Source organism: Paraburkholderia sp. BR10936 (assembly GCF_040965735.1).
Lineage (GTDB): Bacteria > Pseudomonadota > Gammaproteobacteria > Burkholderiales > Burkholderiaceae > Paraburkholderia > Paraburkholderia nodosa_A.
This window is the reverse complement of sequence record NZ_JBFRCM010000009.1, coordinates 88170-107406: the sequence shown is the minus strand read 5'-3', so window position 1 is coordinate 107406 and position 19237 is coordinate 88170. Positions and strand designations below refer to the sequence as shown.

Genomic DNA, 19237 nt, shown 5'->3' with positions numbered 1-19237 from the left:
GCCGTGGTTCTGCGAAACGCGCGTCGTTCAGCTCGCGAGTTCGGCCAGACCGCGTTCGGCGCGCACGGTGCCGTCCGCGATACGTACCTTGACCCTTGCTTCATTGGAGCTTGCCTGCGCGCGCGCTTGCTCGCGGTGCCACAGGTGGAAGATTTCCGTGGCATAGGCGCCGAGCTTGCGGTGCACGCCGCCATTGGCGAGCCGGGCCACGAAATCGGCGTCCTCGTGCCCCCAGCCGGTGAAGCTGGTGTCGAATCCGTTCACGCGCTCGATGTCGCTGCGCCAGGCGCTCATGTTGCAGCCCTTGATGCCGCGCCACTTGAACTGCTCGATCACGCGCCATTTGCGATCCGGCAACTTGACGAAGAGGGGCGCGATCTTGTTGACGTGGCCAGCGAGGCGTTGCTGAACCCAGAAGCCGAAGCCCCTATCCGCAAGCGGAATCGTCTGTGCGATCACCTGTTGCGTGAGCGTTTCGTCGAGCAGGATGCGGCTGCCGGTGATGATGGCGCGCTCACTCGCGAGTTGCCGATGGCGCGCAACGAAATCGTGCTGCGCGACGCAGTCGCCGTCGAGAAAGATCAGGTAATCGCCGCGGGCCTGCACGATGCCCTTGTTGCGGATTTCGGCGAGGCGAAAGCCGTCGTCCGGGTGCCACACGTGCGCCATGCGCACCGGACTCGACGCCGCACAGCGCTCCACGGTTGCGCGGGTCGCATTGGCCGAGCCGTCGTCGGCGACGATGATTTCGTAGCGCGTGTCGGACTGCGCGCTCAAGCTGGCCAGTACCCGTTCGAGCGCATCGGGCCGGTTGTAGGTGCTGACGATCACCGAAATCAGCATGTCGCGACGCGCGTTCATCGGCTCTCCGGCGCGGCGTCGCGGGCTTTTGCCGCCGCGGACTGCTGTGTCTCGAGGAGCATGAGCTTCAGGTAGCGGTAGTAGGTGCCTTCGGCGTTGGAGATCGCCAGCACGAAGCCCATCTTGCCGTCGAGAAAGCCGCGCTGAATGATCCAGCTGCGCACGAAGGACCAGAAGCCGTGCAGCAGCGCCTTGCGCAGGCCGCCGCGCTTGCCGCGCGCCGCGCCCTGGGTCGCGCCGTAGGTCGAATAGCTGTCGATTTTGCCGAGCACTTCGGAGAAGTCGCGGAAGCTGTAGTGAATCAGCGCCTGAGTGAGCGTGCCGACGCGCGCGTCGGGCGCGGCGATCACGCGTTCGTGCACGAGATCGTTCGAGAAGCGCGCCGCGTCGCGGCGAAAGAGCCGCGTCACATAGTCGGGCGACCAGCCGGAATGGCGGATCCACTTGCCGCAGTAGTTCGATTGGCGAGGCACGCGGAACAGGTCGGCGCCGTTCGACTTCAAGCTTGCGAGAATTTCGTCGCGAAGCTGGGGGGAGACGCGTTCGTCGGCGTCGAGCGAGAGAATCCACGGGCCGCGGGCCGCGTCGAGCGCGCGCTGTTTTTGCGGGCCGAAACCGGGCCAGTCGGTTTCGACGACCGTCGCGCCGAACTCGCGGCAGATGGCCTGGGTGCCGTCCGTGCTGCCCGAATCGAGCACGACGATTTCGTCGACCCAGCCGTGCACGGAAGCAAGGCAGTCCCGAATATCGTGTGCTTCGTTTTTGACGATGACGATGACGCTGATCGCATCGGGTTTGGCGCTGTCGTTCATCGGCGCTGGCTCGCGATGGCTGGAAGAAGGTGAAGAGGGTGGGACGGCCGGCTGGAGCCGGCCTCGCGTTCGGAGAGCGCTTCGCATAGACGCTTGCTGCGCGCGCGTTCGTGCCCCGAAGCCGAATCGCTGAGTATATACAAAAACGCCGGCGACGACGAAACCGCCCCGGCGCCAGGCCCGTCCGGACGGATACATCGCCTCCTGGGCCGAACGTTTACAATGGCGTACCTGTTTGCCAGGGGGCGGGCAGATTACCCGCATTTTTTTCGAGGAAATTTTGGGCGAGAGATCAACCTTGAGCAAGCCGATCGGCTCCGACACCAAGTCGTCGCCGGTCGTGATTGGCCGGCGGCTGTGGCCGTATGTGAAGCCGCTTATGTGGGTGCTCCTCGCAGGCGTGATCGCGATGGCCGTGGTGGCCGCCACCGAAGCCGGCATTCCCGCGCTGCTCAAGCCGCTGCTCGATCACGGCTTCGGCACGCGCGGCGCTCCGCAAGCGAAGTGGCTGGTGCCCATCGCGGTCATCGGGCTGGCGCTCGTACGCGGCCTCGCGCAATACGCGTCCGGTTACCTGCTGCAGTACGTGTCGAACCGCGTGCTGCTCGCGCTGCGCCTGAAGATGTTCGAACGCATGATTCACGCGAGCGTCGGCTTCTTTCAGCGCGAAACCGCGAGTACGGTCATCAACGCGATCGTGTTCGAGGTCAACCAGATTCTCGGCGTGCTGCTCGGCGTGCTGGTCACGCTCGTGCGCGACTCGCTCACGGTGATCTTCCTGCTCGGCTACCTGTTCTACCTGAACTGGCGGCTCACGTTGATCGTCGCGGTGCTGCTGCCGGCGATCGGCTGGCTCGTCAGCAAGATCAACCGGCGTCTGCGCCGACTGAACCGCGAGCATCAGATGCTCACGAACGACCTGTCCTATATCGTCGAGGAGACGGTGGGCGGCTACAAGGTCGTCAAGGTTCACAACGGCGAGACCTACGAAAAGGAACGCTTCGGCGAAATGAGCCGCCGCCTGCGCGGCTACCAGATGCGCATGACGGTGTCGGGCGGGCTCGCGCAGCCGCTCACGCAGTTCCTCGCTTCGATCGCGCTGGCGATCGTCATCACCATTGCCGTTGTGCAAGCCTCGAACGACCAGACGACGGTCGGCGGCTTCGTGGCGTTCGTCACGTCGATGCTGCTCGTGATCTCGCCGCTCAAGCACCTGATCGACGTGAATCAGCCGCTGCAGCGCGGCATGACCGCGGCCGAGCTGATCTTCGGGCTGATCGACGAGCCGCCCGAGCCCGCGGGCGGCGGCTTGCCGCTCGAACGCGCGCGCGGCGAAGTGGAGTTCCGCGACGTCTCGTTTGCCTATGGCGAGAGCCATCGCGTGACGCTCGACCATGTGTCGTTCCGCATCAATCCCGGCGAAATGGTGGCGCTCGCCGGCCCGTCCGGCAGCGGCAAGACCACGCTCGTGAATCTGTTGCCGCGCTTTTTCGATCCGAGCGGCGGCCAGGTGATGGTCGACGGCGTGTCGATCGCCGATTACGACGTGCATGCGCTGCGCAACCAGATCGCGATGGTCAGCCAGGACGTGGTGCTGTTCAACGACACGGTTGCGAACAACGTCGCCTATGGCCAGACGGCCGACCGCGAGCGCGTGGAGCGCGCGCTGCGCGCCGCGAACCTGTGGGAAACGATCTCGGCGCTGCCCGAAGGCATGGACACGCTGATCGGCGATAACGGCATGAAGTTCTCGGGCGGTCAGCGCCAGCGTCTGGCGATCGCCCGTGCGATTTACAAGGATGCGCCGATCCTGATTCTCGACGAGGCGACCTCGGCACTCGATTCGGAGTCGGAGCGCCACGTGCAGGCGGCGCTGGAAACGCTGATGCGCGGGCGCACGACGCTCGTGATCGCACACCGCCTGTCGACGATCGAGCGCGCGAACCGCATCCTCGTGATGGATGGCGGCCATATCGTCGAATCGGGCACGCACCAGCAGCTGCTCGAGAAGGGCGGCACGTACGCGCACCTGCACAAGATCCAGTATCAGCAGAGCGCTGCCTGAGTCTTCCGGGCGATGACGCGGCGCGCGCGTTCAGGCGCGCCGCGGTCATGAAGGCGCGCCGGCGTGGGCCTGAGCCGTTACGTTTGGAGTGATCAGGCCGCCGCGGGCGCCGTAGCGGGCGCGTGAGCGGCGAGTTGGCGCAGCACCGCGCCGACGACTTGCGCGGGCGGGATGGTGTCCACGTTGCCGCTGCCCTGCAGACCGATGGATCGGCAGGCTTCGGTCAAACGCAGCGCGGGCGGCTCTTGATCCCTGAACAGCGAGACACTGGGCGTTTGCGTGGTGTGGGCGACGTGCATCAGGCCGCCGTCCGCGCCCACGAACAGTTCGGCGTGCGCCACGATCTCGCGTGCCTGAAGGAACGCGAGCTTGCCGGTCAACGAGCGGATATGTACGCCAGCGGGCGCGCTCGCACACAACTGCTCCGCGATCTGCGTGCCGTTGTCGGAGCCGAGCACGACGATTTCCTTCGCGGCGCCGGCGGTGTCGTACTTGTTCAGCAATTCGACGACTTCGGGCCAGCGGTTGTAGGTGCGATCGGGGTCCACGCCGCCCGCCGCGATCGCGATGAACGGACGCGCCGGCAGGAGGCCGCGCACCGACTCGCGCGTTGCCGGCTCGCTGGCGAGATAGGGCTTGCTGATCGCGGCGAGCGTGTCGGCGTCGTGGCCGAGCGAGAACACGTCGTTGACGCTCGCGAAGCTGAAGCAGGTCTGGTTGCGGTCGGGGCCGTTGAAGTAACGGAACAGGCCCGCGTAGGGCAGCTTCGCGAAGTGCCGGGTCTTGATGCGAATCGACGGCAGGTTGTATTCGGAGAGCAGGATCGCGTCGTAGCGGCTCGCATCGACCTCGTCCGGATCACCGTAGACCTTGCCGAACACGTCGTCTTCGCTGAAAAGCGGCACCAGCGACGGCAACGCGAGGAGATCGATGCGCATGCCGAGGCCCTTGAGCAGGGCGCGGCCGGCCATGTCCATCGTCGCGTCGCCGAAGTTGCGTTTGGCGTAGACCCACAGGATGCGCTGCGAAGGGTCCAGATGCGCCTGTTCGAGGCGCAACTGGCCGTGCGCCTTCAGAAGAAATTGCTTGTGCAGGTATTTCTTCGCGATCTTGATGCGGGTGGTGCTGCGAAGAAACGGCTCCGGCTCGTAAGGCACGCCCCGGTAGGGGATCGTGCAGGACCGGGAAACTGCCCGATCGAGCCAGCTTGCCGGCGAAACCCACGAAGTGTTTGAGTTGGTCTGCTGAAACACGGGTCTACTTGATCTTCAAGATAACCTCTTATTATCACACGATAGCAGCTCGTGCGCTTGACGAAGAATCAGGGACGGCTTAATGGGCGGCCACCGTGGGGTACGAACTCCCGCGGCAGTTTGGGCAAGAAGAATGTATGCGTACAATATCGCGTTTCTCGTCATGCTTCGCACCCCAAAGCCGCGTAGTCAGGACGTCATGAGAGAACCCATTTCTTCAGGCTTGCGTGCTGGCCGTTCTCGCGGCGAGCACGAAATGCATGCATGTCAAATCTGACCCTTTCTAGGGCAAACCTTCATGTTCAGTATTCTGATCCCGACCTGGAATAACCTGCCGTATCTCAAGATGTGCGTCGACAGCATCCGGCGCCATTCTTCGTTCGAGCACGAGATTCTCGTGCACGTCAACGACGGCAGCGACGGCACGCTCGACTGGGTCCGTGAGCAGGGTATTCGCCATACGTGGAGCAAGGGGAACGTGGGCGTATGCCTCGCCGTGAACGACGTGGCGCGCCTCGCGACGACCGGGTGGATCCTGTTCATGAACGACGACATGTTCTGCACGCCCGGTTGGGATACGGCCTTCGTCGACGCATTGCGCGAAATCGGCCCGGCGCCTGCCTATCTCGCCTCGCAGATCATCGAGCCGACCGACACCGGCAACGGCCTCGTGACGGTCGCCCACTTCGGCACGGGACCTGCCGACTTCAACGAGGCGGGGCTGCTCGAATTCGCCGCGAAGATGAACACAGTGGACCGCAACGGCATCGCGCTGCAGCCGACGCTCGTGAGCCGCGAACTTTGGCTGCGCGTGGGTGGCTATAGCATCGAGTTCGGGCCGGGCATGAGCAGCGACGACGACTTCCTGATGAAGCTCTGGCTGGTCGGCTGCCGCACGTTCCGCTCGGTCGGCGCGAGCCGCATCTACCATTTCGGCTGCCGGACGACGGGACGCATTCGCCGCAACCGCGGCGGCCGCGAATTCCTCCTGAAGTGGGGCGTGACGCAGCGCGACTTCAAGTACAACTACATGGCCCGCACGGCCGAGGCCGCGCCGGGCACGCTTGCGAACGTCCCGCGTCCCAACTTCGTGAGCCGCCTAAAGCGGGTGATCTACGCGTTCGGCCTTTATCCGACTCAGGATCTCGAAGCGTGGGAGCCCGATCTGCCCGCGCAGCTCCAGCACACCGCTTCGTTGACTGAAAACGCCACGCCGCGCCAGTAATCGCGCCAACGCCGACGGCGCCCTTCGGCGCCGGATCGCGCGGACTTTGCCTCGAATTGGAACAGTGCCTTAGGATTCTAGGGGTTAACCCTAGGGATTCGTGAGCATACGATGTGTACATCGGTCGCATGCACACACAGTCGCACGTCGACCGCCAATCCAACTGGAGGTCGTTTCCATGAAGTCCCTGATTCAAGCCGTTGCCGTCGCCACCGTTCTTGCCGCTGCCGCTCTGCCCACCGCTTCGTTCGCGCAGTCGCACTCGACCATCACGCGCGCCCAGGTGCGCGCCGAACTCGTGCAGCTCCAGCAGGTGGGCTACCGCGTCGGTGACGGTGACAACGCCCATTACCCCGAAGCCATCCAGGCCGCCCAGGCGAAGGTCGCAGCGTTGAATGGCGCAAACAGCAGCTACGGCGGCGTGGCGAACGCCTCGCAAGCGGGCGGCCGTGCCACGGTTTCGCCTGAAGACTGGAACGCGATGTACTCGCGCTAAGCCATCGCGGCGCGCGCGCCTTTTATGAAGTCCGCGAAGGGGAAGGGTATACGTCAGACAGTGCGAGGCGCTTCGGCTTCGCTGTCCGCAGGTTCTGCGGCGTAGGACGTTTCCTCCAGCCGCGCGAGCAGCGTGCGGGCTTGCGCGAGCGTGTCGCCCGTCATCGGCTGGAACGCGAAGTGCAGCGATTTTTCGAGCTTCGCGAAGTTGCGCCGCGTGCTGCGTGTATAGGCGGGATCGTAGTGCTGCGCGACGAGCGCCTCGTAAAGCTCGGCCCGTCGATCTTCGTCGAGCAGCTTGCACCACGATTCGATACGCTCGCGCCCGTGCAGCGGCGTGAGCTTGTCCAGTTGCTCGCGGAAATAGTTACGTTCATCGAACAAATGTCCGTACTCCTCGAGCAGCAAGTCGATACGTTCTTTACGCGCGACGTCGAGTACGACACAAGGCGCGGCATGCAGACGCTCGACGAGCGCGGGCGGCAGCGTGATGACGCCGATGCGCCGGCTCTCGGCCTCGACGAACACGGGCCGCGTGGCGTCGAAACCGCGCAGCGTCTGCACGAGCGCCGTATCGAACGACTTTTGCGATGGCTGCGCCCGCTGGGGCAGCGCACCCAGCAACGAGCCGCGATGCGCGGCGAGCCCTTCGAGATCGAGCATCTGCGCGTTCGCTTGTCCCAGCGCCTTCAACAGGCGCGTCTTGCCGCTGCCGGTCGGCCCGGCCACGACGATATAGCGAAATCCATCGGGCAGCGTGCCAAGCGCTTCCACGACCGTATGCCGGTACGCCTTGTATCCGCCATCCAGCTGACGCGCGCGCCAGCCGATCATGTTGAACCACGCCGTCATCGAGCCGGAACGCTTGCCGCCGCGCCAGCAATAGATGAGCGGGCGCCAGTTGCGCGGACGGTCGGCGAACAACGTGTCGAGATGCATGCCGATATTGCGCGCCACCATGGCCGCGCCCACGCGCGTCGCCTCGAAGGGCGAGTCCTTGTACATGGTCCCGACGATCACGCGCTCCTCGTTGCTGAGCACGGGTGCGTTGATCGCGCCGGGAATGTGGTCCTCGGCAAATTCGAGCGGCGTTCGTACATCGACGATCTCGTCGAATTCGCCGATCTGTTCAATGGTGACGCGCTGGTGATTCAACTGCGATGCTCCGGTGATGCCTGCCACGGCGTCGCGCTACATGAGCACGATGTCGTACTGTTCCTGACTCAAATTCGACTCCACCTGCAGCGAAACCGGCTTGCCGATGAAGTCGATCAACATGGCGAGATGCTGCGACTCTTCCTCGAGAAAGAGGTCGATCACCTGCTGTGAAGCGACCACGCGAAACTCGCGCGGATTGAACTGGCGCGACTCGCGCAGAATTTCACGCAGCACGTCATAGCAAACGGTGCGTGCGGTCTTCACCTGGCCTTTGCCGAGGCAAGTCGGGCAAGGCTCGCACAGCACATGCGCAAGCGATTCGCGCGTGCGCTTGCGTGTCATCTCCACGAGTCCCAACTGCGAGAAACCGTTCACGGTCACGCGCGTGCGGTCGCGCGAAAGCGCCTTCTTCAGCTCGCCGAGCACCTGGTCGCGATGCTCGATGTTCTCCATGTCGATGAAATCGATGATGATCACGCCGCCCAGATTGCGCAGACGCAATTGCCGCGCGATCGTATGCGCCGCTTCGAGATTCGTCTTGAAGATCGTGTCGTCGAAGTTGCGCGCGCCGACATAGCCGCCCGTGTTCACGTCGATGGTCGTCATCGCCTCGGTCTGGTCGATCACGAGGTAGCCGCCGGACTTGAGGTCCACGCGGCGCGAGAGCGCGCGCTGGATTTCGGCTTCGATGTTGTAGAGATCGAAGAGCGGCCGCTCGCCCGAGTAGTGATGCAGCTTCGGCAGCACGGCTGGCGTGAATTCGGTGGCGAACTCGGTGAGCTTCTGGAACGTTTCGCGCGAATCGACCTGAATGCGCGAGGTCTCGTCGTTCACGAAGTCGCGCAGCACGCGCTGCGCGAGATTCAGGTCTTGATACAGCAGGCTCGTGGCGGGCAGGCGCTGCGCCTGGGCGAGTATCGTCGCCCACGTCTTGCGCAGATACGCGACGTCCGCCGCAAGCTCTTCGCTCGTGGCGTCTTCGGCGATGGTGCGCACGATATAGCCGCCTTTTTCGTCGGCGGGCAACACGGCCGTGAGGCGCGCGCGCACCGCTTCGCGCTCTGCCTCGCTCTCGATCTTCTGCGAGATGCCGATGTGCGGTTCCTGCGGCAAATAGACCAGCGTGCGCCCCGCAATGCTCACCTGCGTGGAAAGCCGTGCGCCCTTCGTGCCGATCGGATCCTTCACGACCTGCACCATGAGCGTTTGCCCTTCGAACACCGTCTTTTCGATGGGCTGATGATGCACCGGCGCATGCGCTTCGCCGGCAATGCGCGGATGCCAGATATCGGCCACATGAAGGAACGCGGCGCGCTCGAGACCGATGTCGATGAACGCGGACTGCATGCCCGGCAGCACGCGCACGACCTTGCCGAGATAGACGTTGCCGACGCGCCCGCGCGACAGCGTGCGCTCGACGTGAAGCTCCTGTACTGCGCCTTGCTGGACCAATGCGACGCGCGTCTCCTGGGGCGTGACGTTGATCAGGATTTCTTCGTTCATGATTTGTTCTAGAAGTCGATGCCCGCGGCGCGCAGGAGGGCGGCCGTTTCGAATAGTGGCAAACCCATGATACCCGAATAGGACCCGTCGATTCGCTCGACGAATTCCGCCGCGCGGCCCTGTATGCCGTACGCGCCGGCCTTGCCGAACGGCTCGCCGCTCGCCACGTAGCGCGCGATCGCGGCGGGCAGCGCCGGGGCGAAGCGCACGTGCGAGCGCGAGACCGCGACGGGCAGGCACACCCCTTCGGCGTTGACGACGGCCACCGCCGTGAGCACTTCGTGCTCGCGTCCGGCGAGGCGCTCGAGCATCGCATACGCTTCGGCTGCATCGTGCGGCTTGCCGAGAATATGGCCGTCGATGGAGACCGTGGTGTCGGCGGTCAGAATCGGCGCGTGCCTGTGCGAGCCTGCGACGAGGCGCGCGCGGGCGGCGTCGGCCTTGGCGGCGCACACGCGCTCGACATAAACGGCGGCTTGCTCGCCGGGCAGCGCGATTTCGAGCGCTTCGGCGTCTTCGTCGGGGCGCGGCAGCAGCAGTTCGAAGCGCACGCCGAGCTGCTGCAGCAGCTCCTGGCGGCGCGGGCTCTGCGAGGCGAGATAGACGAACGGATAGGGCGCGTTGGTGGGCATCGGAGCGTCTTTGTCGTTACGGACTTCGGGTTGACGTGCGCGGCCGCCATGTCGGGCGCAAGCGGGGCTCGAGCGGGGGGGCGCAAGCGGGGCGCCGGCGCACGACGAGAGGCGGCGCGGGCGCACTGTAAACCTCCATCACACGCGATGATAGGGGTGATTCTGCGTGATGGTCCACGCGCGGTAAAGCTGCTCGGCGAGCAGCACGCGCACCATCGCATGCGGCAGCGTGAGGGAGGACAGGCGCAGGAGCGTGTCGGCGCGCGACTTGAGTTCGGGGTCGAGGCCGTCCGCGCCGCCGATCAGGAACGCCACGTCGCGGCCGTCCTGCTGCCACAGCGGCAGCGTCTTGGCGAGCTGCATCGTGGTCCAGTCGCGGCCGCGTTCGTCGAGCGCGACGATGCGCGCGTTCTTCGGCAGCGCGGCCTCGATGCGCACGCGCTCGGCCGCCATGACGCTTTCGGCTGCGCGGCCCGACGAACGCTGCTCGGGCTTCACCTCGCGCAGCTCGATGCGCAGCTCCGGCGGCATGCGCTTCGTATATTCCTCGAAGCCCTCGGCGATCCAGTCCGGCATCTTGTGGCCGACGGCGACGATATGCAGTTTCATCGTGCGGGTCGATGGTCGTTCGCGAACGCGCCGCGCTTACTTTGCGGTCTTACGCGCGGCGCTCTTGCGCGCGGGCTTCTTCACGGCCGGCGCGGCTTCTTCGTCTTCGTCCTCGCCGTCCATCGGCTCGCTCGGGCGTGCGCCCACGAAGCCCGTGCTGGCGGCGAGCTTCACGCGCACCGGCTTGTCGCCCCAGATTTCCTCGAGGTTGTAGTACTGGCGCAGCGCGGGCTGGAGGATGTGGACGACCGCGTCGCCGCAATCCACGAGCACCCATTCGCCGATGTCCTCGCCTTCCGTGCTGATGATGTCGCCGCCGGCTTCCTTGACCTTCTCGCGCACGCTGTTGGCGAGCGCCTTGGTCTGGCGGTTCGAGGTGCCGCTCGCAACGACCACGCGGTCGAACAGCTCGGTCAGATGGCTCGTGTTGAAGACGCGGATGTCTTGCGCCTTGACGTCTTCGAGACCGTCGACGATGGCGCGTTGAAGTTTGCGGATGTCCATAGTTACCCGTGATGCAGATAGAGATGATGTTGAAGGATATAGTCCCACACGGCCGCGGGAAGCTTGTCGGCGGCGGTGCCGCGACGTTGCCCGCTTGCCACGCAGGCGGGCAGGTCGCGCCGGATTTCGGTCGCCGAAACGTCGAGCGCGAGCGTTTCGTCGACCAGCAGGTGGCCGTACGGCGTGGTCGCAAGCGCGGCGGCGCTTGCGCGGCGAGCGGTGGCTTCGCGCGCGACTTCAGGCGGCAGCGCCGCGAAGTCTTCGTCAAAGCCGAAGCCGGGGCGGCTCGCCACGGCCAGATGCGCGAGCGAGAAAAGCGCGCGCCATTCGTGCCACGAATCGAGGTGCAGCAGTTGATCGGCGCCCATTAACAGCGTGAGCGCCGCTTTCGCGTTGCTCGCGTTGCCGTCGACGTCGCGTCGCGCACGCCAGCGGCGCAGCGTTTCCACTGTGTAGGTCGGGCCGTTGTGCTCGATTTCGTCGGCATCCACTGTCACCGTCACGCCCGGCAGCGCGAGCGAGGCAGTTGCGGCACGCGTCATGGCGAGCCGATGCTGCGCCGCGGTGACGCCCGGCTTTTGCCACGGTTGTCCGGCGGGCAGCAGGATCAACTCGTTCAGGCCCAGCACGCGCGCAAAATGGCGCGCGAGCGCGAGGTGGCCCTCGTGGATCGGGTCGAACGTGCCGCCGAGCAGCCCGACGCGCCGTTCGAGCGCGTTGGGCGGGACGGTGAAAGCGTGCGTCACGGCGTCAGACCCAGTCGCGCACGGGCAGGAAGTCGCTGTAGAGGCGCGCTTCCGGCGTGCCCGGCTGCGGCTGCCAGTCGTAGCGCCAGGTGGCGCCCGGCGGCATCGACATCAGGATCGATTCGGTGCGGCCGCCGCTTTGCAAGCCGAAATGCGTGCCGCGGTCCCAGACCAGATTGAATTCGACGTAGCGACCGCGCCGGTACGCCTGGAATTCGCGTTCGGCTTCGCCGTAGGGCGTTGCGCGGCGCTTTTCGATGATCGGCAGATACGCCTTCAGGAAACCGTCGCCCACGCTCCTGAGCATGGCGAACGCCTCGTCGAAGCCGCCAGTGGCGTAATCGTCGAAGAAAATACCGCCCACGCCGCGCGCTTCGTTGCGGTGCTTCAGGAAAAAGTACTCGTCGCACCAGCGCTTGAAGCGCGGGTACAGGTCCTCGCCATAGGGCGCGAGCGCGTCGCGGCACACGCCGTGGAAGTGCTGCGCGTCTTCCTCGAAGCCATAAAAAGGCGTGAGGTCCATGCCGCCGCCGAACCAGAATACCGGCGCCTCGCCCGCCTTGGTGGCGAGCAGCATGCGCACATTCATGTGCACGGTCGGGCAATACGGATTGCGCGGATGCAGCACGAGCGAAACACCCATCGCCTCGAAGCCGCGGCCGTTCAGTTCGGGGCGCGCCGCCGTTGCCGAGGGTGGCAAGGCGTCGCCGGAAACGTCGGAAAAGCCGATGCCCCCGCGCTCGAAGAACTCGCCGCCTTCGATGATGCGCGTGCAACCGCCGCCGCGCAGCTTCTCGCCGGGGCCGCGTTGCCAGTTGTCGGTGGCGAACGGCTTGCCGTCGAAGGCGCCGAGCGTGTCGGCGATCTGCGTCTGCAGGCCGGCCAGCCAGGCGCGGACGGCGGCGCTGTCGGGGTAGGCGCGGTTAGGGGTGTCGGTCATCGATGAAATGGGGACGGCAGCGCTCGGGCGCTGGAATCGGTTCTTCGTCGGGTTATGCGTTGGGTTACTCGAATAGGCCGCCCGGCGCGGCCTGACAGCGGCAGTGTAGCGCCGATCGGCGCGACGCCCGGCGCCAACGGCGGCCGCGCGGGCTGCATGCTGCGCGCGCTTCAGGCTGCTGCGTGGCGGATGGCTTTTCAGCGTACGAAACCGGCCAGACGAAAATGCCGTGAGCGCGCCGTTGCGCGGTGGCGCATGGCCGCTCGCTTTCTTTGGGGCCGCATCGAAAGCGGGCGGCCCCGGCAAAGCGCTGCGCTTACTGCTTGCGCCCCGCGGCGCGATAGCCAATGTCGTTGCGATACTGCATGCCGTCGAACGAGATGCGGTTCACGGTCTCGTACGCCACGTTCTGCGCGCTGCGCACCGAATCGGCGAGACCCACCACGCACAGCACACGGCCGCCCGAGGTCACGAGCTTGCCGTCCACCATCTGCGTGCCCGCATGGAACGTCACCGAATCGTCGGTTTCGGCGGGGATCTCGCTGATGCGGTCGCCCTTGCGCGGCGTTTCCGGGTAGTTGTGCGCGGCGAGCACGACGCCAAGTGCCGTGCGGCGGTCCCAGTCGAGCTCGACCTGGTTGAGCGTGCCGGCGATGGCGTGCTCCACGACCTTCGAGAAGTCGCCCTTCAGGCGCGCCATGATCGGCTGCGTTTCGGGGTCGCCCATGCGGCAGTTGAATTCGAGCGTCTTCGGGTTGCCCTGCGCGTCGATCATCAGGCCGGCGTAGAGGAAGCCCGTGTAGCGGATGCCTTCCTTCTCCATGCCCGCCACGGTCGGCAGGATGATTTCGCGCATCACGCGTGCGTGCAGCTGCGGCGTGACGATCGGTGCGGGCGAGTAGGCGCCCATGCCGCCCGTGTTCGGGCCCTGGTCGCCATCTTGCAGGCGCTTGTGGTCCTGGCTCGAGGCGAGCGCGAGTACGTGCTTGCCGTCCACCATGACGATGAAGCTCGCTTCCTCGCCCGTCAGGAATTCCTCGATCACCACGCGCGCGCCGGCGTCGCCGAGCTTGTTGTCGGCGAGCATCATGTCGATGGCCTGGTGCGCTTCTTCCAGCGACATCGCCACGACCACGCCCTTGCCGGCAGCCAGGCCGTCGGCCTTGATGACGATGGGCGCGCCGTTCTTCTCGACGTAGGCGTGCGCCGCCGCGGCGTCCGAGAAGGTCTCGTAGGCCGCCGTCGGGATGTTGTGGCGTTTCATGAACGCCTTGGCGAAGTCCTTCGAGCTTTCGAGCTGCGCGGCTTCCTTCGACGGGCCGAACACCTTCAGGCCGCGCTGGCGGAACACGTTGACGATGCCCGCGGCGAGCGGCGCTTCGGGGCCGACCACCGTGAGGGCGACGCCTTCGCGCTCGGCGAAATCGGCGAGCTCGTGGATATCCGTGATGTCGACGTTGGCGAGCCGCTCGTCCTGCGCGGTGCCGCCGTTACCGGGTGCGACGTAGACGAGCTGCACGCGCGGCGACTGCGCGAGCTTCCACGCCAGCGCATGTTCGCGGCCGCCAGAACCGACGACGAGTAACTTCATGAGAATCCCCGAAAGACCAAGACCAGAAACAGTTGCGGCCGGCGCGCAGTGCGCCGGCCGTGAAAATCGCAAGCAGGAGGCGGGGCCGAACCAGACCTCGACGCGGCCTCCCGCGCCGACGCCTTATTCCTCGGCGATCGACGCGTTCGTGTACACATCCTGGACGTCGTCCAGGTTTTCGAGAGCGTCGAGCAGCTTTTGCATCTTCACGGCGTCGTCGCCCGTGAATTCGACCTCGTTCTGCGGCTTCATGGTGACTTCGGCCATTTCGGCCTTGAAGCCCGCGGCTTCGAGCGCGGTCTTCACCTTCGTGAAGTCGAACGGCGGGCAGACCACTTCGATCGAGCCGTCGTCGTTCGTCACGACGTCGTCGGCGCCCGCTTCGAGCGCGGCGTTCATGAGCTCGTCTTCGGGCGTGCCCGGCGCGAACACGAACTGGCCGACGTGATCGAACATGAACGCAACCGAGCCGTCCGTGCCCATGTTGCCGCCGAACTTCGAGAACGCGTGGCGCACTTCCGCGACCGTGCGGGTGCGGTTGTCGGTCATCGTGTCGACGATGACGGCCGCGCCGCCGATGCCGTAGCCTTCGTAGCGGATTTCCTCGTAGTTCGCGCCATCGACACCGCCCACACCGCGCTGGATGGCGCGGTTGATGTTGTCCTTGGGCATGTTGGCGTCGTACGCCTTGTCGACGGCCAGACGCAGGCGCGGGTTCGTGTCGGCATCGCCGCCGCCCATGCGCGCCGCGACCTGGATTTCCTTGATGAGCCGCGTCCAGACCTTGCCGCGCTTCGCGTCAGCAGCAGCCTTCTTGTGCTTGATGTTGGCCCATTTCGAATGACCCGCCATACCTTTCTCCGTCTCACGCGCCATGCGCGTGCAGTGTGCAATGTGCCGTTGTCGTTGCGATGTTCCCGGGTGCGGCCTTCGCGCGTCGTTCGCGCGGCGCGCGTGAATGTTGCGCGTGCCTCGCGCGTCACGGCCGCGCAGCACGATGTGCCGGCAGGATGGGACGCAGCGCCCGTTCAGGTGGATCTGAATTTTATCACGCCGGGACCGTCCGGCTTCGCCTGCCTACGTAACGTAACGCCAGACGATTGCCGGTTACGCCGGCCGCAGAGGGTGCTAAGGGGGCGGGATCGGGTGCGCCCGGCCAAGGCGGGGTAGGGGGAGAGGGCGGCCGGTTTTCGCCGACCGCCCCTGAGCAAGCTTGGCGCAGCTGTTAGTTTTTCGTGCCGAAGAGCCGGTCGCCGGCGTCACCCAGGCCCGGGATGATGTAGGCGTGCTCGTTCAGATGCGAATCGAGCGACGCCACGTAGAGCTTCACGTCCGGGTGGGCCTTCTGGAACACGTCGACGCCCTCGGGCGCGGCCACCAGCGCGAGGAACAGGATGCGCTCGCCGGGCACGCCGCGGCGCTTGAGCACGTCGATGGCGTGCGCCGCCGAGTAGCCCGTCGCGACCATCGGATCGCAGAGGATGAAGGTGCGGTCTTCGAGGTCGGGCAGGCGCACGAGGTACTCGACCGGGCGATGGTCGTCGGCGCGGTACACGCCGATATGGCCGACGCGCGCAGAGGGCACCAGCTCGAGCAGGCCGTCGGACATGCCCACGCCCGCGCGCAGCACCGGCACGATGGCGAGCTTCTTGCCCGCGATCACCGGCGCATCGATTTCGACGAGCGGTGTCTTCACGCGGCGCGGCGCGACCGGCAGGTCGCGCGTGATTTCATAGCCCATCAGCAGCGTGATCTCGCGCAGCAGCTCGCGGAACGTGCGCGTGGACGTGTCCTTGTCGCGCATATGAGTGAGCTTGTGCTGGATCAGCGGGTGATCGAGGATGAAGAGATTCGGGAAACGGCTGTCCTGTTTCATGACGGGGCGCACGAGGCTGCAAGGGAATCGGAGAATCGGTCGTGCCGCTGCCGCGCGAGCCCGAAGCGCACGCCCGGGTTGCGCGGTGGCGGCGAGCACGGGCCGCCGCGCGGCAAGCGCTCAAGGCTTGCGAGGGCGCCGGGCCGCGCTACAGGCGCAAGTATACCGGTAAGCATGCGCGCACCGGCGCGCGCATGGCGCGTTGCGACGCGCCTTCGCTCACGGGTTGCCGGGCCGCGCGCCATCGGCCTGCCATCGGCCTTCCACGCGTCGCGCCCGATTCTTCTAGAATCCCAAAAAGGTCGCAGGGCGGGACGGAGCAAGGCTTGGCCGTATCCGCCCTGTCACAGGACGGTCATCCACGCAAAAGGACACGAAAACGATGGACATGGGCATCGCAGGACGCAACGCGCTGGTGTGCGCGGCCAGCAAGGGACTTGGGCGCGGCTGTGCCGAGGCGCTCGCCGCCGAAGGCGTCAACGTGACGATCGTCGCGCGCACCGCGCAGACGCTGGAAGAAACCGCCGCGCAGATCCGCAAGAGCACGGGCGTGGACGTCAAGGCGGTGGCCTGCGACATCACGACCGAAGCGGGCCGCGCCGCCGCGCTCGCGGCGTGTCCGTCGCCGGATATCCTGGTGAACAACGCGGGCGGGCCGCCGCCGGGCGACTTCCGCAAGTACACCCACGAGGCGTGGATCGCGGCGCTCGAAGCGAACATGCTCACGCCGATCGCGCTGATCCAGTCGACCATCGACGCCATGATCGCGCGCGGGTTCGGGCGCATCGTCAACATCACGAGTTCGTCGGTGAAGGCCCCGATCGACGTGCTCGGCCTCTCGAACGGCGCGCGCTCGGGCCTGACGGGCTTCGTCGCGGGCGTGGCGCGCCAGGTCGCGGCCACGGGCGTCACGATCAACAACCTGCTGCCGGGCGCGTTCGACACCGACCGCATCCAGGCCACCATCGTCGCGCAGGCGAAGGCGAGCCAGATTTCGGAAGAGGAAGCGCGAGCGCGCCGCATGAAGGCGATTCCGGCCGGACGTTTCGGCACGCCCGAGGAATTCGGCCGCGCCTGTGCGTTCCTGTGCAGCGTGCACGCGGGCTATATCACCGGGCAGAACTGGCTGATCGACGGCGGGGCTTATCCGGGCACCTACTGATATCGAGTCAGCGTTAGGCAGCAGCGGCGCCGTTGGCGCCGCATCACGACACGCATCACGACACGCATCACGACACGCATCACGACACGCATCACGACACGCATCACGACAATTACGCACGCAAACCACACGTCAAGGAGAGTTACGCCATGCCAACCCGCGTCGCACTGATCGCGCACGACCACAAGAAGGATGACATCGTCAAGCTGGCGACCGAATACGTCGATACGCTGCGTCACTGCGAGATCGTCGCGACCGGCACGACCGGCTCGCGCATCGAGGCCGCGACGGGCGTGAACGTCGAGCGCATGCTCTCGGGCCCGCACGGCGGCGACCTGCAGATCGGCGCGAGGCTCGCGGAGGGCAACGTCGACATCGTGATCTTCCTGCGCGACCCGATGACGCCGCAGCCGCACGAACCCGACATCAACGCACTCGTGCGCGCATGCGACGTGCACGACGTGCCGTGCGCAACCAACATCTCGACGGCGCGCATGCTGCTCGACGTGCTCACGCTGCGCCAGAAGAACGCGGTCTGACGCGCGCCGCGAAGCCCGATTTCAGGAAACCCGCCAGGACAACACCAAGGAGACGTGATGACCAAGGCAATCCGATACGACAAGACCGGTGGCCCCGAAGTGATGAAGTGGGTCGATGTCGACGTGGGCGAGCCGGGCGAGGGCGAGGTGCGCTTGCGCCAGACCGCCTGCGGCCTCAATTACATCGACGTGTATTTCCGCACCGGGCTGTACCCGCAGCCGCTGCCGGCAGGCCTCGGCATGGAAGCGGCCGGCGAGGTGACGGCGGTGGGCAGTGGCGTGAGCGCGCTGAAAGTGGGCGATCGCGTGGCTTACGTCGCGCGTCCGCCGGGTGCCTATGCACAGGAGCGCGTGCTGCGTGCCGACCAGGTGATCAAGCTGCCCGACGCGATCAGCGACGAAGCGGCGGCCTCGATCATGCTGCAGGGCCTCACCGCGCAATACCTGCTGCGTCGCACGTATCGCGTGAAGGCTGGCGACACCATCCTCATCCAGGCTGCGGCGGGCGGCGTGGGCCTGCTCGTGTGCCAGTGGGCGAAGGCGCTGGGCGCGACCGTGATCGGCACCGTGGGCTCGGACGAGAAGGCCGCGATTGCGAAGGCGCACGGCTGCGATCATCCGATCGTCTACACGCGCGAGGACTTCACGGCGCGCGTGCGTGAGATCACGAACGGTGCGGGTGTGCCCGTGGTGTACGACTCGATCGGCAAGGACACCTACACGAAGTCGCTCGACTGTCTTGCGCCGCTCGGCATGTTCGTGAGCTTCGGCAATGCATCGGGGCCGCTGCCGCCGCTCGATTCGTCGGAGTTCGCCGGGCGCGGCTCGCTCTTCTTCACGCGCCCGACGCTCTTCACGTATATCGCGAAGCGCGCCGACTACGAGGCGATGGCCGCCGAACTGTTCGACGTGGTGTCCTCGGGCAAGGTCAAGACGTCGATCAACCAGCGCTACGCGCTCAAGGACGTCGGGCAGGCCCACGCCGGTCTCGAAGCGCGCAAGACTACCGGTTCGACCGTGCTGATTCCGTGACATGACCATTGATGCACTGCTGCGCCGCATGGGACATGCTCCGGCGCCGGCGCATTGATTCGACCTTTACGTTTCCTGACTCCGCCATGGAGCCCCAAAAGGCGCGCAACGCCAACGTTGCGCGCCTTTTTTCTTTGTGCCCCGGCCCGTGATCGCGCCCGCGTTTACGCGCTTTTTATACGAGCGCCAAAACCTTTGATCCGGATTTAATGCCGCAGCGGGTAACTTTCAGCC

Annotated in this window: 19 protein-coding genes; 6 read left to right on the top strand and 13 right to left on the bottom strand. The window is 65.8% G+C overall.

All coding sequences use genetic code 11. The features are described from left to right. Window positions 1–27: 27 nt before the first annotated feature. On the bottom strand, window positions 28–861 hold the full coding sequence (locus tag AB4Y36_RS19970) for a glycosyltransferase family 2 protein (protein ID WP_368617006.1): 834 nt from the start codon (window positions 859–861) through the stop codon (window positions 28–30). Further along, complete coding sequence (locus AB4Y36_RS19965) at window positions 858–1673, bottom strand: glycosyltransferase family 2 protein (RefSeq protein WP_368683903.1); 816 nt, start codon at window positions 1671–1673, stop codon at window positions 858–860. The genes AB4Y36_RS19970 and AB4Y36_RS19965 overlap by 4 nt, the downstream gene beginning before the upstream one ends. Before the next feature lie 280 nt (window positions 1674–1953). Here AB4Y36_RS19965 and msbA point away from each other — a divergent pair, with 280 nt between their 5' ends. Next, window positions 1954–3738: a lipid A export permease/ATP-binding protein MsbA gene (gene msbA, locus AB4Y36_RS19960; protein ID WP_368683902.1), complete on the top strand. Its 1785-nt coding sequence runs from the start codon at window positions 1954–1956 to the stop codon at window positions 3736–3738. A 92-nt stretch (window positions 3739–3830) separates the two neighbouring features. Here the strand turns inward: msbA and AB4Y36_RS19955 are convergent, their stop codons facing one another. Beyond that, window positions 3831–4895 carry a glycosyltransferase family 9 protein gene (locus AB4Y36_RS19955; protein WP_368683901.1) on the bottom strand — a complete coding sequence of 355 codons (1065 nt, stop codon included), beginning with the start codon at window positions 4893–4895 and terminating at the stop codon, window positions 3831–3833. A 394-nt stretch (window positions 4896–5289) separates the two neighbouring features. On the opposite strand from AB4Y36_RS19955, the gene AB4Y36_RS19950 reads away from it, so the two are divergent. Both AB4Y36_RS19950 and AB4Y36_RS19945 read left to right on the top strand, forming a co-directional pair. Then, the gene (locus tag AB4Y36_RS19950) at window positions 5290–6216 is read left to right on the top strand and encodes a glycosyltransferase family 2 protein (RefSeq protein ID WP_368606731.1); all 927 of its coding nucleotides are present in this window, start codon (window positions 5290–5292) and stop codon (window positions 6214–6216) included. 178 nt (window positions 6217–6394) lie between these two features. Next, entirely contained in the window at window positions 6395–6712 is a 318-nt protein-coding gene (locus tag AB4Y36_RS19945) for a DUF4148 domain-containing protein (RefSeq protein ID WP_069265337.1), read from the top strand. Window positions 6713–6765: 53 nt separating this feature from the next. Here the strand turns inward: AB4Y36_RS19945 and mnmH are convergent, their stop codons facing one another. The 10 genes from mnmH to upp all read right to left on the bottom strand — a co-directional run bounded on the left by mnmH (window position 6766) and on the right by upp (window position 16270). Continuing rightward, the gene (mnmH, locus tag AB4Y36_RS19940; protein WP_368683900.1) at window positions 6766–7866 is read right to left on the bottom strand and encodes a tRNA 2-selenouridine(34) synthase MnmH; all 1101 of its coding nucleotides are present in this window, start codon (window positions 7864–7866) and stop codon (window positions 6766–6768) included. A 36-nt stretch (window positions 7867–7902) separates the two neighbouring features. After that, window positions 7903–9372: a ribonuclease G gene (gene rng / locus AB4Y36_RS19935; RefSeq protein ID WP_069265316.1), complete on the bottom strand. Its 1470-nt coding sequence runs from the start codon at window positions 9370–9372 to the stop codon at window positions 7903–7905. Window positions 9373–9380: 8 nt separating this feature from the next. After that, window positions 9381–10004: a nucleoside triphosphate pyrophosphatase gene (locus AB4Y36_RS19930; RefSeq protein ID WP_069265315.1), complete on the bottom strand. Its 624-nt coding sequence runs from the start codon at window positions 10002–10004 to the stop codon at window positions 9381–9383. A 138-nt stretch (window positions 10005–10142) separates the two neighbouring features. Then, a complete protein-coding gene (rlmH, locus tag AB4Y36_RS19925; protein WP_368683899.1) occupies window positions 10143–10613 on the bottom strand; it encodes a 23S rRNA (pseudouridine(1915)-N(3))-methyltransferase RlmH in 471 nt (156 codons plus the stop codon). Window positions 10614–10649: 36 nt separating this feature from the next. Beyond that, window positions 10650–11117: a ribosome silencing factor gene (gene rsfS / locus AB4Y36_RS19920; protein ID WP_069265313.1), complete on the bottom strand. Its 468-nt coding sequence runs from the start codon at window positions 11115–11117 to the stop codon at window positions 10650–10652. Between the two features lie 2 nt (window positions 11118–11119). Further along, complete coding sequence (locus tag AB4Y36_RS19915; RefSeq protein WP_368683898.1) at window positions 11120–11863, bottom strand: nicotinate-nucleotide adenylyltransferase; 744 nt, start codon at window positions 11861–11863, stop codon at window positions 11120–11122. A 4-nt stretch (window positions 11864–11867) separates the two neighbouring features. Next, window positions 11868–12803, bottom strand: coding sequence for an oxygen-dependent coproporphyrinogen oxidase (gene hemF, locus AB4Y36_RS19910; protein WP_368610235.1), 936 nt, complete (start codon window positions 12801–12803; stop codon window positions 11868–11870). 316 nt (window positions 12804–13119) lie between these two features. After that, window positions 13120–14394 carry a phosphoribosylamine--glycine ligase gene (gene purD, locus AB4Y36_RS19905; RefSeq protein WP_368683897.1) on the bottom strand — a complete coding sequence of 425 codons (1275 nt, stop codon included), beginning with the start codon at window positions 14392–14394 and terminating at the stop codon, window positions 13120–13122. Between the two features lie 123 nt (window positions 14395–14517). Beyond that, on the bottom strand, window positions 14518–15246 hold the full coding sequence (locus AB4Y36_RS19900) for a YebC/PmpR family DNA-binding transcriptional regulator (RefSeq protein ID WP_069265309.1): 729 nt from the start codon (window positions 15244–15246) through the stop codon (window positions 14518–14520). Window positions 15247–15619: 373 nt separating this feature from the next. Beyond that, window positions 15620–16270, bottom strand: coding sequence for a uracil phosphoribosyltransferase (gene upp, locus AB4Y36_RS19895; protein WP_368683896.1), 651 nt, complete (start codon window positions 16268–16270; stop codon window positions 15620–15622). A gap of 382 nt (window positions 16271–16652) precedes the next feature. On the opposite strand from upp, the gene AB4Y36_RS19890 reads away from it, so the two are divergent. From AB4Y36_RS19890 to AB4Y36_RS19880, 3 genes are all read left to right on the top strand, one after another. Next, a complete protein-coding gene (locus tag AB4Y36_RS19890; protein ID WP_069265307.1) occupies window positions 16653–17432 on the top strand; it encodes an SDR family oxidoreductase in 780 nt (259 codons plus the stop codon). A gap of 149 nt (window positions 17433–17581) precedes the next feature. Beyond that, complete coding sequence (locus tag AB4Y36_RS19885) at window positions 17582–17971, top strand: methylglyoxal synthase (protein ID WP_069265494.1); 390 nt, start codon at window positions 17582–17584, stop codon at window positions 17969–17971. A gap of 57 nt (window positions 17972–18028) precedes the next feature. Then, window positions 18029–19003, top strand: a complete 975-nt coding sequence (locus AB4Y36_RS19880; RefSeq protein ID WP_342947942.1) for a quinone oxidoreductase — start codon at window positions 18029–18031, stop codon at window positions 19001–19003. The last annotated feature ends 234 nt before the right edge of the window (window positions 19004–19237 follow it).

Excerpts from the sequence above, each read along its gene's own strand:
- AB4Y36_RS19970 (WP_368617006.1), bottom strand. The coding sequence starts at position 861 with ATGAACGCGCGTCGCGACATGCTGATTTCGGTGATCGTCAGCACCTAC.
- AB4Y36_RS19965 (WP_368683903.1), bottom strand. The coding sequence starts at position 1,673 with ATGAACGACAGCGCCAAACCCGATGCGATCAGCGTCATCGTCATCGTC.
- AB4Y36_RS19950 (WP_368606731.1), top strand. The coding sequence starts at position 5,290 with ATGTTCAGTATTCTGATCCCGACCTGGAATAACCTGCCGTATCTCAAG.
- AB4Y36_RS19945 (WP_069265337.1), top strand. The coding sequence starts at position 6,395 with ATGAAGTCCCTGATTCAAGCCGTTGCCGTCGCCACCGTTCTTGCCGCT.
- rng (WP_069265316.1), bottom strand. The coding sequence starts at position 9,372 with ATGAACGAAGAAATCCTGATCAACGTCACGCCCCAGGAGACGCGCGTC.
- AB4Y36_RS19930 (WP_069265315.1), bottom strand. The coding sequence starts at position 10,004 with ATGCCCACCAACGCGCCCTATCCGTTCGTCTATCTCGCCTCGCAGAGC.
- rlmH (WP_368683899.1), bottom strand. The coding sequence starts at position 10,613 with ATGAAACTGCATATCGTCGCCGTCGGCCACAAGATGCCGGACTGGATC.
- rsfS (WP_069265313.1), bottom strand. The coding sequence starts at position 11,117 with ATGGACATCCGCAAACTTCAACGCGCCATCGTCGACGGTCTCGAAGAC.
- hemF (WP_368610235.1), bottom strand. The coding sequence starts at position 12,803 with ATGACCGACACCCCTAACCGCGCCTACCCCGACAGCGCCGCCGTCCGC.
- purD (WP_368683897.1), bottom strand. The coding sequence starts at position 14,394 with ATGAAGTTACTCGTCGTCGGTTCTGGCGGCCGCGAACATGCGCTGGCG.
- AB4Y36_RS19900 (WP_069265309.1), bottom strand. The coding sequence starts at position 15,246 with ATGGCGGGTCATTCGAAATGGGCCAACATCAAGCACAAGAAGGCTGCT.
- upp (WP_368683896.1), bottom strand. The coding sequence starts at position 16,270 with ATGAAACAGGACAGCCGTTTCCCGAATCTCTTCATCCTCGATCACCCG.
- AB4Y36_RS19890 (WP_069265307.1), top strand. The coding sequence starts at position 16,653 with ATGGACATGGGCATCGCAGGACGCAACGCGCTGGTGTGCGCGGCCAGC.
- AB4Y36_RS19885 (WP_069265494.1), top strand. The coding sequence starts at position 17,582 with ATGCCAACCCGCGTCGCACTGATCGCGCACGACCACAAGAAGGATGAC.
- AB4Y36_RS19880 (WP_342947942.1), top strand. The coding sequence starts at position 18,029 with ATGACCAAGGCAATCCGATACGACAAGACCGGTGGCCCCGAAGTGATG.